Source organism: Marivirga salinae (genome assembly GCF_030503855.1).
Taxonomy (GTDB): Bacteria; Bacteroidota; Bacteroidia; order Cytophagales; family Cyclobacteriaceae; genus Marivirga; species Marivirga salinarum.
The window spans coordinates 1,212,416-1,226,738 of sequence record NZ_CP129971.1 but is presented as its reverse complement, the minus strand read 5'-3'; the positions used below and the strand labels follow the sequence as shown (position 1 = coordinate 1,226,738).

Genomic DNA, 14,323 nt, shown 5'->3' with positions numbered 1-14,323 from the left:
TCAATAAAGCTGAGACTTTCAATAGACTGGCTCAGCTTTATTATTAAGGTCTAAGTAGTTACATTCAATTTCTCCTGAGACTTCATTTGCTTGTGCCTGATAATAGCTGCAATAGAAATAACCAACAATATTCCCACAACCCAATACACCCAACCTGGGATTGGAACAGGGTCTCCTTTTGCATAAGAGTGCAATCCTGACAAGTAGTAATTTACTCCAAAGGATGTCATGATGATGGAAGAAAAAGCCCACAAACTAGCTAAATTAAATATCAAATAATCCCTTAAATTCGGAATCAACCTGATATGCAATACAATGGCATATACAATCACTGAAATCAGTGCCCAGGTTTCTTTTGGATCCCAAGCCCAGTATCTTCCCCAGCTTTCATTGGCCCAAACGCCACCCAAAAATGTACCTACCGCCAATAGAAATAAGCCAATTGTGATGGACATTTCATTTACAATGGTTAGTTCTTCCATGCTCTTCCACCATTGATTGGTAGGGTTTTTTGGTTTGAAAATTAAGAGCAATAAACTTAAAAGTGCAATAATGGCTGCCAATGCCAATGGAGCATAACCACTGACAATAATAGCCACATGGATTTTCAACCAATAGGAATTCAATACAGGCATTAAATTAGTGATTTCGGGATTTAGCCAGTCCAGAAAGCCAACAAATAAAAGTGTGCCTGAAAAAAGTAACCCCAAAGGCAATGCAAAACGTGATTTTCTTGAGAACATTAAGCCAAAAAACAATACTCCCCAAGCCACAAAAACCAACATTTCAAACCCATCACTCCAAGGCGGATGTTTGGCTATATACCAGCGCAAGCCTAAGTGAAAAGTGAAAACCAATAATCCTAACCAGCTTAAAACAGTGCCTACTTTCCATCCGATTCTAAGGAATTTATTATCGTAAAAGAGGTAAAGAATAGCAAAAACCAGCATAATTATACCAATCAGCCAAAATGGTCCAAATAATTGGCTACCTAAATTCAACTCAGTATAAAGAAGCTCCCCTTTAATTTCCATTTCAGAAGGATAAACCTCTTCCCCAACTTTTTCCTGATAGAGACTGAGATAGCCCAAAGCTTCATCTGCTGCAGTCCAATCTCCCTCTTTAATTCCTTTATCTAGGTTTTGTAAATAAAGAGGAATGATATTTTTCACAAAGCGTCCGTCTTCTTCACCAAATCCTTGATCGAACTGATTTTTAGTAAACCAAGTGTTATTTTCTTCTCCTTCCAACGGAAAAAGCCGCAGGAAATCTCCTGAAAGCAGTGCATAAAATATATTGAAACGCTCATCGGTTTTCAATAACTCCTTATGACCTTCATTTCGCTCTGAAGGTTTTAGCTTATTAGCTGTTTCGACCAAATGATTTAATTTATAGGCTCCATCATCTGCCAGAAACTGCCTAAAACTCAATCGATCAGTTGGCTTCACTCCTAAAGCTTTGAAAGCTTCCAATGATTTTTCCTTATCAATTTTAATCAAAGGCAAATTGCCATAAGTTATTGGATCAAGCTGTACAGCGAGTATAAATTGTTCAGGACTTAGCTTTACAGTCTCATCTTTAAGTGGAATGGGCATATACGTTTTACCGCTAAGCTTACGAACAATTTCATGTGCCAAGGTATTGAGCGGTTTCATTCGCCCATCCATATCCTGAACAATCAATTTCCCATATTCATCTGCCTTTTCTTTGGGTACCACAGAATGCTCGATTGCGGATTTATCCTGCGCTTGCAATCCTAAAAAACTAAAGCAAAGCAAGGCTAATATCAGTGTTGTTTTCGGGCTAATTTTAGACTTTTTACTGTTGTGCATTCTGTTAAGCTTTTTATTGAGCAGAGAAAAACGGCTTCCTTTTGCAAAAAGAGTAAACAGCATCCCCAAGGTCAATAAAGTATAGCCTAAATAAGTGATATAGGTACCAGGTCTGTCCTGATTGATCGAAAGTACGGTTCCTTTTTCGTCCGTATCGTATGATGCCTGATAAAAACGATAGCCTGCATGATCCAATACATTATTCATAAATATACGGAACGGGAAGTTGTTTTCTCCATCCCTTACCTCCACCTCACTGGCATAGCTAGCAGGGCTTCGGCTACCAGGATAACGCTCCAATTGAAAATCAGAAAGGTATAAACTAAAAGGAAGTTTCATGGCTTTAGGACCATAAGTAATACCAAATTCCTGGCCTTCATGCTCGAATTTTGTCCAATCAGGTTCAATGCTCACTACATGCACAAATGCATCAGTAAGCTTATTGCCTTTTGTGTCTTCCACTACTAAATGAGCCACATCCGTCATATTCTCTGCCTTCTTTTCGTCCTCTTCTGTTTTATAACTCAAGGCTGAATTTTCATTTATGGATTTTACCAAAAATGCCCCTCCGTCCCATTGATATAAGCTCATGTATTGTAGAGGTTTTTTCTCATTTTTATGCAGAGTGCCCATTTTCTGAGTGGACATTTCCATAATGCTTAGGTGCTTATCCGATTCAATCATCCATTCACCCTTTTCCTTGAAAATCTTGACATCAGCTTGGGAATTCTTTTTGGTTGCAATAGCCAAACTCTCCAATTTAACTTGTTGTCCTTCTTTTAAAAGATAATCTTCCCTACCCTCTCCATTTGTCACAGCCAGCGAAATATAGGTTTGATCTCCTTCAATAAAGCTTTCTTTACCTGCAGCTATATAATCCGCAACTTTCACTTTTAATTCCTTTCCAGCCAATTCGACATCTGTTTCAAAAGGGCTAAATGTTTTAGGAGTAAAGGTTAATTTCTCATTAAAATGATGTGGTTTTTCATGATCCAATGCTTCCAGTTGCAAATAGCGTTCATTAGTATAGAAAGTGCTTTCTTCCTGTTTTTCACGGATGTGGATCATGCCTTCTTTACCAAAATAGCGCGTGATACCTGCACCCAAAACTATAATTACAAAGGCTACATGAAACAAACCAACCGGCCACTTTCCTTTGCTGAATAATTTATATTTGTTGATATGGGACAGAAAGTTAACTGCCATCCATGCAATGATGAGTTCAAACCACCAAGCCTCGTACACCATTGCACGTGCGGTTTCAGTACCATAATCATTTTCAATAAAAGTTGCCACACCCATTGAAATGGCAAAAGCCAATAACAATACTAAAGTGACTTTAGTCGATAATATTATTTTTAAAAATTTCGTCATTAAAATAAAACTCCTATAAATCTATTTTTCATTGTAGGCCTAAAAATGAACATCACATAAGCCCAGTTTTGTGTGTTTTTATATTCTGCTTGTCCCTGCAATGCTTCAAAAGTATTGGAAGCAAAAATTTGACTATAACCGCCTTGTACTGAAACCGCACGATTTAGAATATAACCAAAAGAGAAATCAATTTCAGTTCCTAAATAAGGATCAAGTGTTTCTACTGCTGGTGTAATAGCAGGTCCACCTTCTCCGAATTGCTTAACCTCTGCCTGAGCAGTAAAAACATGTCCGTCAATTTGGGTGAAAAATTTAGGGTTAAACTGATATCTGCCTTTAAGGTAATAATCTTGCAAGCCTACACTATTTACAAATCTTCCTCCCACAAAGAATAAATCCATATATCCATTATGCGCATGATTGGTTCCGTAAAGTGGATTAAAGGAATTATTCTGCTCAGCTGACAGATTATCTGTCCCACTCAATATTTCAAAACCTAAAGTCGCTTTAAAACTACTTCCCTTTTCATCATTTGAAGTTAAAGTTTGAGTGACTTGCGCCCCTACATCATAAGCATTAACATCTCTGTCGGAAATATCCTTTCCTGTCTGATGGTAATAAAAACCTGAAAGCAAAGTATTACCCAATTGATATTTAATGGTAGGCAAACCAATCGTTTGGCTGTAGTTGACCTTATCATTAATCACGTTCCCTGCAGTATCTGTTTCAATAAACTGACGTCCGTCATTCCAGAAAAGAGCTGACAGTTTAAAATCTCCCCACTGATTTTCATATCGAACCATCTGAGCTACTTTATATTGGTTGGGATTGAAAAAGATATTTCCTGAAAGTGATTGCGCATCTTGATTATACCCTCCACCAAAGTGCAATTTCATATTTTCCTTTTCGTATTTAACTAAAGCAAAATCATGAGCACGAGCTTGCAGAGCCCAATCCAAATTTCCGAGAAAGCGAGCATTATCATAATTAAGCTCTTGCCTACCCAGTTTTATTTTCCAGTAATCTCCTAAAGAGGTTTCAGCCCAAGCTTCGTGTAAAGACAAGAATGGATCAGTGGCTTTAGTCTGTGGCGTATTCCCCCAAGTCCGAACATCTTGTATGCTGGCATAAAACGTAAAACCATCCATTTCATAGCGAGTTTGCAATCGCACACGATGAGCCATAAAAGCAGCGGGTTCTTGGTCTACGCCAATTAAACGACCTGCTCCATTTCGGAATTCTGCTCGTTGAACTATTTGCCCATCAACTGTAAATTGGGCATAAGAGAACTGTGCGGAAAAAGCCAATAGTAGGCTTAATCCATATTTTACTATGGTCTTCATAATCTAGGAATTTTTGGATCGGCTATTTTGAGCCTACTTCTTTAACATTCATTTTTGATTCTCTTTCCTTCCCTTCTTTCATCCATTTAGGAACTATTTCCTCCAGAAATTTCTCTTTATTATAGCGTTCTTTCTCTATATCTATCCCAGTATATTCCTGTAGGGCTGCCTTACTATTTAAGTCTGGCATTTCCACATCACCTGAATGACCTAAAGAATTGAGCAATTGCATTAACTCTAATCTGGATTCCATTATAATTCTGGTAGCAGAAGTTACGATTCTACTGGTTTCTAAAGGTGCATGAAAAGCAGCACCATGCGAGGCAACTGAGTAATCCCACCGCCATTGAGCATGTCTAATACCTTTTTGAATTTCTTTCATTTGCTCTTTAGTAGCTCCTAACTCCCATGCTTTTCCGGCTTCTATATGTGCTTTTGCAATTAAAGTCTGCAATTCTGAAGTTCCTTCTTTTATCTTTCTTTGGCGTTCATAAACATCATCAACCAGATCGGAAACTTTTTCTCTATGGCAGACAAAGCAGGAGTTTTCCACATTTTCTAAAGGAGAGCCGATATGATGATCTGTAAACTTTTGACCGCCTTCTGATTTATATGGCATGTGGCAATCGGCACAGCTCACACCACGCTTGGCATGCACACCTTGTTGAAATAATTCATAATCCGGATGTTGTGCTTTAAGCATTCGTGTTTTGCTAATTGGATGGACCCAATCAGCAAAATCTGTTTTATCATAGTAGGCTTCCGCTGATTCCACATCCATTCCATCCTTCCAAGGAAAGGTAAGGTAATTGGCTCCTTCTTTGCCTGGTTTATCTTTATCGAAATAATACTCCACATGGCATTGAGCACAAACCAATGAGCGCATTTCCTGATGTGAGGCATCATTAATATTTTTCCCCATAGCTTCATAGGCTTCTATTAAAGCTGGTCGGGTGACAGTTAAATTCATAGTGTTTGGATCATGGCAATCTGCACAGCCTATTGGATTAATCACCTCGCTGCCTAAATCCGAAAATTGCTTACTGTAAAACTCAGTTGCACCCATTTCCTTCATTAGGCGGGGAACATCCGGACTTTTACAGGTCCAGCAAGTACTTGGCATTGGACCATCTCCTTCTTTCATTGGAGCGCCTGTTCTTAGCGTTTTTAAAATATCAGCTACTGCATAAACATGCCCGCGAGGTTGGTTGTAATCTTTACCAAAACCATATCCTGCCCATAAAACCACCAATTCCGACTGCTCATCCAGAATATCAGCAAACCCACTGGTATTGTACATACTTTTGAAAGTGGTATCTGCCGTTTTCATGTAGGATTGATACTGTCTAGGATAATTTAAGCCCCAAACAGAATCTCTTGGCTCAACACCTTCAATTTCAACTTTGGGCTGATAGGCAAATCTAGCCTCTGCCTTTCTATCGATGATGGTGTAAGCCAACATAGCCAGTAAAAATACTGCTATAGCCGTTACACCAAATAGTATCCAGTTCTTCATGGTGATATAGTTTTAGGTTTCTGCGATTTTTCTTCTTTCATGGATTCTTTAAGCCATTTTGGTATAATCTCCCGGTCTTCTGGCACATGCATTTTAATAGGTTCAATTTGACTCCCTACAGATGAAAGACTTTTAACTCTACCATGGGGCACATCCCTGTGGCACTCCCAGCAGGTTCTATCTGTTCTTTTGGAATGATGATCTTCTACAAATGCTCCCATTTTAGCATCGGTCACCTGATCTTCATGGCACCTGATACAATTACTTTGAATAACTGCCTGAGAGGCTTCCAATGCTTGGATAACTTGTGGTTCAGCACGCATTGTAAATACTGATGCATGGTATAAACCATCTTTAGCTTTAAAGAAATATTGATTAAAAATATTATCGTGAGGAACATGACAGCCGTTGCATGTGGCTACTTCCCTGTGAGAACTATGATTCCAGGTTACATATTGCGGCATCATAATATGGCAGTTTACACAAGCCTGAGGATCATCAGAAAGATAGGAAACTGCATGGCTAACCTTTAATATATAAAAACCCAAGCCCACTAATGCCGCAAAAGAAACAATAGCTACTTTTTTCCATTTGCGTCCGGGTTCCAGACCTATTCTAGTAAGAAATTTTTTTATGGGTTTGAGTAAATCCATTCTTAATGATTTCTAATCCAAATGTAGTACATACTTTTACGGCTAATCATGACTTAAGTCATTAAGATATATGTTTATTTACAAAAATAAAAATAACTTGATGGCTATATACTTTCCCTAATCTTTACCTGTACACGGTCAGACGAAAGATTACGATCAAACTCTTTATGATCTGAATCAGCTAAAGATTCTATGGTTTTGCTGTTATTGGTGAAGTGTTGCAAGTAATAATTACCATCATATCCTTTGGTCTCCAAAAACTGCCTCATACTCAAAATATCTTCGGCTTTTAATTGCTCAGAATGAACTGTTGTCCTGACTTCAAATGAGATATTATTTTTAATCAGAAAATACAGACTTTTTTCAAAAGGTGAGAATAAGTCTGATTTGGTGATAGAATGGAATTTTTGAGGTGTTGCTTTAAAATCAAGTGCTACATAATCCAATGTGCCATTTTCATAGAGTTTTTTCAGCACTTCTGGTCTGCTTCCATTGGTGTCTATTTTCACTTCCATGCCTAAGGCTTTCACCTCTAATGCAAAATCAGTTAAAGAAGGATGCATAGTGCATTCTCCTCCACTCATGACTACGCCATCTAGAAGTCCTTTTCTGCTTTTTAAAAATTGAAGCACTTCATCGATGGATATTTTGCCTTTCCCCAACACAATATCAGGATTGTAGCAATAGCCACAGCGCATATTACAGCCTGCATACCATACGATGCAGGCTGTTTTATCCGGATAATCCAGAAGTGTGAATGGCGTAATATCATATATAGGTTTTCCCTTACTCATTGAAATGTTTTCGCTCTTTATGTTCCCCTTTTTTACCAATATTAAAGCTTTCTACCGGTCGGTGATAGCCCATTACTCGAGTATAAACCAAGCATTTTGTTCGTAATTCACTATTTCGCTCTAATTTCGTTGCTGTTTTTACTTGTGCCTCCATGTTATTTCTGTTTTAAGTTTAAATTATAATTCAGTTTCTTCTACTTCTAATTGCTCTTTCAAAATATCATCGCATTTCGGACAATATTCATGCTCTCCAGTCAAATATCCGTGCGTTGGGCAAATGCTAAATACTGGAGTTACTGTAATGTAAGGGAGCTTGAAATTGGTCATCACTTTCTTTACCAAATTACGACAAGCTTCCGCAGAACTTATTTTTTCACGCATGTATAGGTGTAAAACTGTTCCACCGGTATACATACATTGTAGATCATCTTGGAGCATTAATGCTTCAAAAGGATCATCTGTGTGGCTAGCAGGAATTTGAGAGCTATTGGTATAATAAATATTCTCCTCCATTCCGGCTTGCAGTATATCAGGGAACCGCTTTTTATCTTCTTTAGCAAATCGGTAAGTGGTCCCTTCCGCAGGCGTGGCTTCCAGATTATATAAATTGCCTGTTTCTTCCTGATATTGCTTCATTCTTCCTCTGATATATTCCAGAATTTGAGAAGATAATTTCATGCCTTGATGAGAAGTGATGTCATATTCATCATCAGTAAAATTCCGGATCATCTCATTCATTCCATTCACCCCAATAGTAGAAAAATGATTCCTGAAATGAGTCAGATAGCGTTTTGTATAGGGATACAAGCCTCTGTCATACATTTCCTGAATGAATTTTCTTTTCTTCTCCAAAGTAGATTTGGCGATATCCAGTAAAAAGTCAAGTCTTTCGTAAAAGGCGGATTCATTCCCTTTGTATAAATAGCCCAGCCTAGCCATATTGATGGTAACCACGCCTATGCTTCCGGTCATTTCCGCACTTCCGAACAAGCCATTTCCTCTTTTTAGCAATTCTCTTAAATCCAATTGCAAACGGCAGCACATACTTCTTACTGCATTGGGTTTATAAGCCAATGGATTTTCAATTTTATTGCCCTCTTCGTCATAGGTATATTGACTCCCAATAAAATTCTGGAAATAGGAGGAGCCAATTTTAGCTGTATTCTCAAACAGTATATCAGTATTCTTACCATGCCAGTCAAAATCCTCGGTGATATTTACGGTAGGAATTGGAAAGGTAAAAGGTTGTCCATTGGCATCTCCTTCTGTCATAACCGTATAATAAGCCTTATTGATCATATCCATTTCTTCTTTGAAGTGCTGATAGGTCAGCTCTTCCATTGTGTTCGCCCCTCTTTCTTTGGCTTTTTGCCTCAAGGCTTCGTCTTGATTATTGGAGAAAAGATGTTGATCCTTTTTAGTTGGGATTTGTTCTCTCAAATCTTCCGGAACTACCCAATCAAGTGTGATATTGGTAAAAGGAGACTGTCCCCAACGGGCAGGAACATTCAAATTATAAACAAAACTGCGGATACCTTTTAATACTTCTTTGTAGGTCAATTGATCTTTGAAAACATAGGGCGCAAGGTAAGTGTCAAAAGAACTGAAAGCCTGAGCACCTGCCCATTCACTCTGGAGAATGCCTAAAAAATTAGCCATCTGGCCGAGCGCTTCTCGGAAATGGCTTGGAGGTTTGCTTTCTACCCTTGCTCTAACACCATTGAAACCTTCATTTAACAAAACCCTCAAACTCCAACCTGCACAGTAACCCGTCAAGCAATCCAAATCATGAATATGGATATCGCCATTTCGGTGGGCATAGCCTTCTTCCTTATTGTAAACTTTATCAAGCCAGTAATTAGCAATCACTTTTCCCGCCACATTATTCACCAAGCCAGCATTTGAATAGGAAGTATTGGCATTGGCATTAATTCGCCAATCATCTTTTCCGATATACTCTTTAATTGTTTGGGTGCTATCCACCCAAGTGGTATCGTGCTTTATTCCTTTCTTTTTATTCCTTTGAAGTTTGCGAGTATGCCTATAAAGCATAAAAGAACGCATCACTTTAAAATAGTGATAATGATAAAGCTGCAATTCAATGATATCTTGTATTTCTTCTACTGCCCAAGTGGTTTTTTCTTCCAACCTTTCTAAGACACTTTTTAAGATAATAACATCATATTCAACACCCACACTTTTGAATCCTCTTTTGATAGCATCTTCAATTTTATAATGCTTGAGAGGCTGGTATTCCCCGTTTCTTTTGATTACATAATTTTCCATATTGATTAGTTTTTTTTACCTCATTATTACAGGATATGTATATCCGAATATAAGATTATTAATATCTTAATTCAAAGGATGTTCAGGTCTTTATTTATCCACAAAAACGAAAGGAAAGCAAGCGGATTCAGTAAAAATTAAAGTTTAATACACTAACTATCAACTATATACAAACGCTTGCTTTATCTGCTTCATTAAACAAAAAAAGCAAGCAAGGCGCTGAAGCAGCTCACTTATCCACACTGGAAAAAGAATGAATTTAAAGTTATTTTCCAGAAAACTGGAAACCTAAAAAATATTAAAGGATGTTTTTATCTTCTTATGTGTAATATTATTAAATTTGGCTCTTAATTTAAATTTCATGATAAGTATCACTAAAGAATTTACTTTTGAAACTGCCCACCGTATTAGCAATCATCCGGCAGCCTGTAGACATCTTCACGGTCATTCCTATCGCTTATTAGTAACCGTCTCAGCAGAAGAAATCCAAGAAAATGACATGATCATTGATTTTAAGGTATTGAAGCAGATTATTAATGAGAAAGTGATTAAAACTTTCGATCATGCATTGGTTTTAAAGCGTAATGAAGAAAACACTAAACTAGCTCAGCATATTGATAGCAAAATATTTTGGATGGAATATGAACCTACTGTTGAAAGATTAATAGAATATATAAAAATCCAAATTGAGAACTCATTAGCAAAACCGGTGTTTCTAAAGAAGTTGAAACTATTTGAAACAGCCACCTCTTTTGGGGAATGGGAAAAATGAATTTACTTATATTTGCCTTTTAAAATAGAAATAATGTTTTCAAAAACTTGTGAATACGCTATTAGAGCAACAATTTATATTGCCAATAAAAGCAAAGAGGGCACTAATGTCGGACTAAAAGACATTGCCAAAAATATTGATTCCCCTGAAGCTTTTACTGCCAAGATTTTGCAAAAATTGGTGAAAGATGACCTGGTTTCCTCCATAAAAGGACCCAATGGAGGGTTTAGCCTAAGCAAAAAACAGCAAGAAAAGGTTTATCTAATAGATGTGGTGCGTTGTATTGATGGTTCACAAACTTATGACGGCTGTGGATTAGGATTAAGTCAATGCTCTGAAGAAAAGCCCTGTCCGATTCACTTTCAATTTAAAGAAGTAAGAACAAAGTTAAAACGCATGTTGGAAAACACTAATATGGTGATTCTACTAGAAAAATTGGAAAGAGGAGAGACCTTTTTAAGGTTGTAAATATTGTTCTACTATATAACTTGAAATCACTTTAATCAACTCAAGCAACACCCCTGTGGTCCCCTCAAGGGGACAGTTGCACAGATTTATTTTAGCAGGAAATAATAAGTTTTATCACTTTTTATCAATTATCAGGCAAAATTGTTAAATCAAATTAACAGGAAAATCTATTTCCGTGAGCCTCCCCCCTTGAGGGGGGCGAAGGGGGGTGTCAAAGCCTTAATAGACTTCATGCATTTGTTATTCAAATTATAGTATGTACCCTTTTTACACCCAAAAAACATCCTCGGTATTTTCTTTAAATTCTCCTGAAGCATGGTGGAGTTCAATGGCTTTGAGTTCACCGTCAGTGGCAATTTCTTGCACTTTCTCAAAGAGTACCCTCTCCTCAAAGCGGATATGCTTTTCCAATTCTTCTTCGATTAAACTTAATGACTTTAGTGGCTCTTCTCCATTTTCAAAAAGTCTTTTGAGTCGCCTATGCTCTGCTAAAGCTTGTTTTACCAATTCATCTTCATTTCCAAGAACAGGAAAAATATATTTCTCTTCCAATTCGAAGTGGGGTAAAACATGCTCTTGATAAAACCAATCCGCATATTTTTTCACGCGTTCAACGGAAATTTTATTCTTAAAGGCAGTTCTTATTTTCCAGCATAGCAAGAGTGAATGGTGATGATCTCTACTCACTGGTTTCATTTCTTCCTTTCTTTTAAGCGGCTTTTCTTTTTTCCATATTACTGAATCGGTTTTTCGTTGGAATCTTTAAAATACTGAATTTTATAATTAAACATCATTGATGGCTGAATTCACAATTTTCTCTGCCACTAACAACATGTTACTGATTTCCATTAATTTAAGGCTTGATGTGGTAATTGGAAAATTATTTTCAAAATTCTCTTGCAAGCTAACAATCTGATTTTGAATCTGGCATAAAGATGACTTATCTCTTGAGACTGTTATTAATTTTTGCATTTCTGATTGTAATGCTGCCAAATATTCTTCTGCTTTTATATTTGAATGAACTTTCGTTGAAAGCTCAATAAATTCTATTTCAGAGTGCTTCTTTGATTCGATTACTTGAATTTCCTTTATTATTTTAAGAGCAGCTTTTTTCGCAAAAACCACTGCCTCTAGCAATGAATTGGATGCCAGTCTATTCTTCCCGTGCAATCCTGTTTCTGCTATTTCACCAATTGCATACAAATTTTCTAAATTGCTTTGACCGTACTGGTTAACCGCTATTCCACCACAATGATAATGCGCAGCAGGTACCACGGGAATAAGATCCTTATTGATATTTAATCCCTCCTCTTCACATTTCTTAGCTATAAATGGAAATTTATTTTTAGTGTCAGTTGGATTCAAATGTCTACAATCAAGAAATACATTAGACTCATTCCTATGCTCTAATTCCTTAAAAATAGCCCCACATACGATATCCCGAGGGCTTAACTCTGCTCTTTCATCATAATTTTGCATAAATCGCTTAGCATCCTGGTTCACCAAATAAGCTCCAAAACCTCGTAAGGCTTCGCTAATTAAAAATGATTTTTCCTTACTGGCTTTATAAAAAAGGGTGGGATGAAATTGTACAAAGTGCATATTACTTAATTCTGCTCCAGCCCGAATCGCCATTGCCAAACCATCAGCAGTAGCTACTTCCGGATTGCTGGTATGACCAAAAATTCTACCAATACCTCCACTTGCCAAAATAGTTCTAGGGGCTGAAATATTGAAAAACTGATTACTTTCTAAATCTAAAAATAATGCTCCTTCAATTTGATTTTGTTGATTTTTATTAAGCTCTAATGCCGTGCAATTATTAATGAGCTGAATAGAAGCGTTTTGTTGAACTTGCTTATTCAATTTATCATAAATCTCTTTACCGGTGCTGTCCTTATGATGTAAAATCCGATGTTTTGAATGTCCGCCCTCAAGACCTAATTCATAAGTGCCTTCTTTCTCATAATCGAAATTTACACCCCACCTTTCTAAATCTTTAATGCCATCAGGCGCAGATTTGACCACTAATTCCACAATTTCCCTATTGGATAGATAATGACCAGCTTTCATGGTGTCTTCAATATGTTGCTCGAAACTATCAATTTTAGTTTCAACAACTCCGGCAATTCCTCCTTGTGCATATTTAGTGTTGGATTCGTCCTTTTTTGCTTTGCTTACAATCACAATTTGCAATTCTGGACGTAGTTCTGCTAAATAAAGAGCCGTTGCCATTCCAGCAAGACCACTTCCAATAATTAAAATATCTGTCTTCATTTCCCTGAAAAAGAAAATTCTAACATGGCTTCAATAGGTTTTCTCGCTTGGTCTAGTACAGCATTTTCAATTAATATTTCAGGACTTTCATTTAGCAAACAGTCATATATTTTTTGAAGTGTATTGACTTTCATAAAGGCGCATTCACTGCAAGCGCAAGTATTATCTTCATCAATAGGAGCGGGAATTAAGGTTTTATGAGGAACTTTCTTTTGCATCTCATGAATAATGCCCACTTCTGTGGCAATAATAAATTCCGTTTTATCAGACGTTTGAACATATTTCAATAAGGCTGCTGTGGAGCCCACAAAATGTGCTGTTTTTAAAAAATGAGGCTCTGACTCGGGGTGTGCAATAATTTCAGCTAAAGGATATGCTTGTACCAAATCTAATAATTTATCAAAAGAAAAGGCTTCATGTACCACACAAGTACCATCCCAAAGCACCATATCTCTGCCAGTTTCTTTGATTAAATATTTGCCTAGGTTTTTATCGGGAGCAAAAATTATAGGGATATTTTTAGGGATATTATTAATCACTTCTACAGCATTGGAAGAGGTACAAACATAATCGCTTAAGGCTTTCACCTCTGCGCTGCAGTTTATATAAGTGACTACAATATGATCCGGGTATTCATTTCGCAATGTTTCCAAATCAGCAGCTGAACAGGAATCTGCCAAGCTACAGCCTGCTGCCATATCGGGAATTAGTACTTTTTTGTGAGGGCTCAGCAACTTAGCCGTTTCCCCCATGAAATGTACTCCTGCAAAAACTATAATATCTGCTTCAGTTTCAGATGCTTTTTTGGACAATGCCAGACTATCGCCCACAAAATCTGCTATTTCCTGAATTTCAGGATATTGATAGTAATGCGCCAATAAAACGGCATTTTTCTCTTCCTTCAGTTGTGTGATTTTCTCTGCTAAGTTCATATCTTATAACTCTCCTCCGCTATTTTTTAGCTTAGATAAAATGCTTAAACAAATTTAAAATTTTGGACTTCTAAAT

The 14,323-nt window shown here is 37.1% G+C and carries 12 protein-coding genes; 2 read left to right on the top strand and 10 right to left on the bottom strand.

Annotated features, from left to right (window positions below; all coding sequences use genetic code 11):
• Window positions 1–50: 50 nt before the first annotated feature.
• From QYS49_RS05245 to QYS49_RS05215, 7 genes are all read right to left on the bottom strand, one after another.
• Window positions 51–3,206, bottom strand: a complete 3,156-nt coding sequence (locus tag QYS49_RS05245) for a cytochrome c biogenesis protein (RefSeq protein WP_308350661.1) — start codon at window positions 3,204–3,206, stop codon at window positions 51–53.
• Window positions 3,206–4,549 carry an alginate export family protein gene (locus QYS49_RS05240; protein WP_308350660.1) on the bottom strand — a complete coding sequence of 448 codons (1,344 nt, stop codon included), beginning with the start codon at window positions 4,547–4,549 and terminating at the stop codon, window positions 3,206–3,208. The genes QYS49_RS05245 and QYS49_RS05240 overlap by 1 nt, the downstream gene beginning before the upstream one ends.
• A gap of 22 nt (window positions 4,550–4,571) precedes the next feature.
• The gene (gene nrfA, locus QYS49_RS05235) at window positions 4,572–6,065 is read right to left on the bottom strand and encodes an ammonia-forming cytochrome c nitrite reductase (RefSeq protein ID WP_308350659.1); all 1,494 of its coding nucleotides are present in this window, start codon (window positions 6,063–6,065) and stop codon (window positions 4,572–4,574) included.
• Entirely contained in the window at window positions 6,062–6,718 is a 657-nt protein-coding gene (nrfH, locus tag QYS49_RS05230) for a cytochrome c nitrite reductase small subunit (protein WP_308350658.1), read from the bottom strand. The genes nrfA and nrfH overlap by 4 nt, the downstream gene beginning before the upstream one ends.
• 104 nt (window positions 6,719–6,822) lie before the next feature.
• Window positions 6,823–7,512, bottom strand: coding sequence for an anaerobic ribonucleoside-triphosphate reductase activating protein (locus QYS49_RS05225; RefSeq protein WP_308350657.1), 690 nt, complete (start codon window positions 7,510–7,512; stop codon window positions 6,823–6,825).
• Complete coding sequence (gene nrdD / locus QYS49_RS05220) at window positions 7,505–7,666, bottom strand: anaerobic ribonucleoside-triphosphate reductase (protein ID WP_308350656.1); 162 nt, start codon at window positions 7,664–7,666, stop codon at window positions 7,505–7,507. The genes QYS49_RS05225 and nrdD overlap by 8 nt, the downstream gene beginning before the upstream one ends.
• 23 nt (window positions 7,667–7,689) lie before the next feature.
• Window positions 7,690–9,798 carry a ribonucleoside triphosphate reductase gene (locus tag QYS49_RS05215; RefSeq protein ID WP_308350655.1) on the bottom strand — a complete coding sequence of 703 codons (2,109 nt, stop codon included), beginning with the start codon at window positions 9,796–9,798 and terminating at the stop codon, window positions 7,690–7,692.
• A 361-nt stretch (window positions 9,799–10,159) separates the two neighbouring features.
• On the opposite strand from QYS49_RS05215, the gene QYS49_RS05210 reads away from it, so the two are divergent.
• On the top strand, window positions 10,160–10,570 hold the full coding sequence (locus QYS49_RS05210) for a 6-pyruvoyl trahydropterin synthase family protein (RefSeq protein WP_308350654.1): 411 nt from the start codon (window positions 10,160–10,162) through the stop codon (window positions 10,568–10,570).
• Between the two features lie 33 nt (window positions 10,571–10,603).
• Window positions 10,604–11,038 (top strand): RrF2 family transcriptional regulator, encoded by a 435-nt coding sequence (locus QYS49_RS05205; protein WP_308350653.1) that lies wholly within the window; start codon window positions 10,604–10,606, stop codon window positions 11,036–11,038.
• A 267-nt stretch (window positions 11,039–11,305) separates the two neighbouring features.
• On the opposite strand, the gene QYS49_RS05200 is transcribed toward QYS49_RS05205, so the two are convergent.
• The 3 genes from QYS49_RS05200 to nadA form a co-directional block, all read right to left on the bottom strand.
• Window positions 11,306–11,734: a hemerythrin domain-containing protein gene (locus QYS49_RS05200; RefSeq protein WP_308350652.1), complete on the bottom strand. Its 429-nt coding sequence runs from the start codon at window positions 11,732–11,734 to the stop codon at window positions 11,306–11,308.
• Between the two features lie 87 nt (window positions 11,735–11,821).
• Entirely contained in the window at window positions 11,822–13,315 is a 1,494-nt protein-coding gene (gene nadB, locus QYS49_RS05195) for an L-aspartate oxidase (protein WP_308350651.1), read from the bottom strand.
• The gene (gene nadA / locus QYS49_RS05190; RefSeq protein WP_308350650.1) at window positions 13,312–14,247 is read right to left on the bottom strand and encodes a quinolinate synthase NadA; all 936 of its coding nucleotides are present in this window, start codon (window positions 14,245–14,247) and stop codon (window positions 13,312–13,314) included. Before nadA ends, nadB begins: the two co-directional genes overlap by 4 nt.
• Window positions 14,248–14,323 lie beyond the last annotated feature (76 nt).

Coding starts and splice junctions, on each gene's coding strand:
- nadB (WP_308350651.1), bottom strand. CDS start 13,315: ATGAAGACAGATATTTTAATTATTGGAAGTGGTCTTGCTGGAATGGCA.
- QYS49_RS05210 (WP_308350654.1), top strand. CDS start 10,160: ATGATAAGTATCACTAAAGAATTTACTTTTGAAACTGCCCACCGTATT.
- nrfH (WP_308350658.1), bottom strand. CDS start 6,718: ATGGATTTACTCAAACCCATAAAAAAATTTCTTACTAGAATAGGTCTG.
- QYS49_RS05215 (WP_308350655.1), bottom strand. CDS start 9,798: ATGGAAAATTATGTAATCAAAAGAAACGGGGAATACCAGCCTCTCAAG.
- QYS49_RS05200 (WP_308350652.1), bottom strand. CDS start 11,734: ATGAAACCAGTGAGTAGAGATCATCACCATTCACTCTTGCTATGCTGG.
- QYS49_RS05205 (WP_308350653.1), top strand. CDS start 10,604: ATGTTTTCAAAAACTTGTGAATACGCTATTAGAGCAACAATTTATATT.
- nadA (WP_308350650.1), bottom strand. CDS start 14,247: ATGAACTTAGCAGAGAAAATCACACAACTGAAGGAAGAGAAAAATGCC.
- QYS49_RS05240 (WP_308350660.1), bottom strand. CDS start 4,549: ATGAAGACCATAGTAAAATATGGATTAAGCCTACTATTGGCTTTTTCC.
- nrfA (WP_308350659.1), bottom strand. CDS start 6,065: ATGAAGAACTGGATACTATTTGGTGTAACGGCTATAGCAGTATTTTTA.
- nrdD (WP_308350656.1), bottom strand. CDS start 7,666: ATGGAGGCACAAGTAAAAACAGCAACGAAATTAGAGCGAAATAGTGAA.
- QYS49_RS05245 (WP_308350661.1), bottom strand. CDS start 3,206: ATGACGAAATTTTTAAAAATAATATTATCGACTAAAGTCACTTTAGTA.
- QYS49_RS05225 (WP_308350657.1), bottom strand. CDS start 7,512: ATGAGTAAGGGAAAACCTATATATGATATTACGCCATTCACACTTCTG.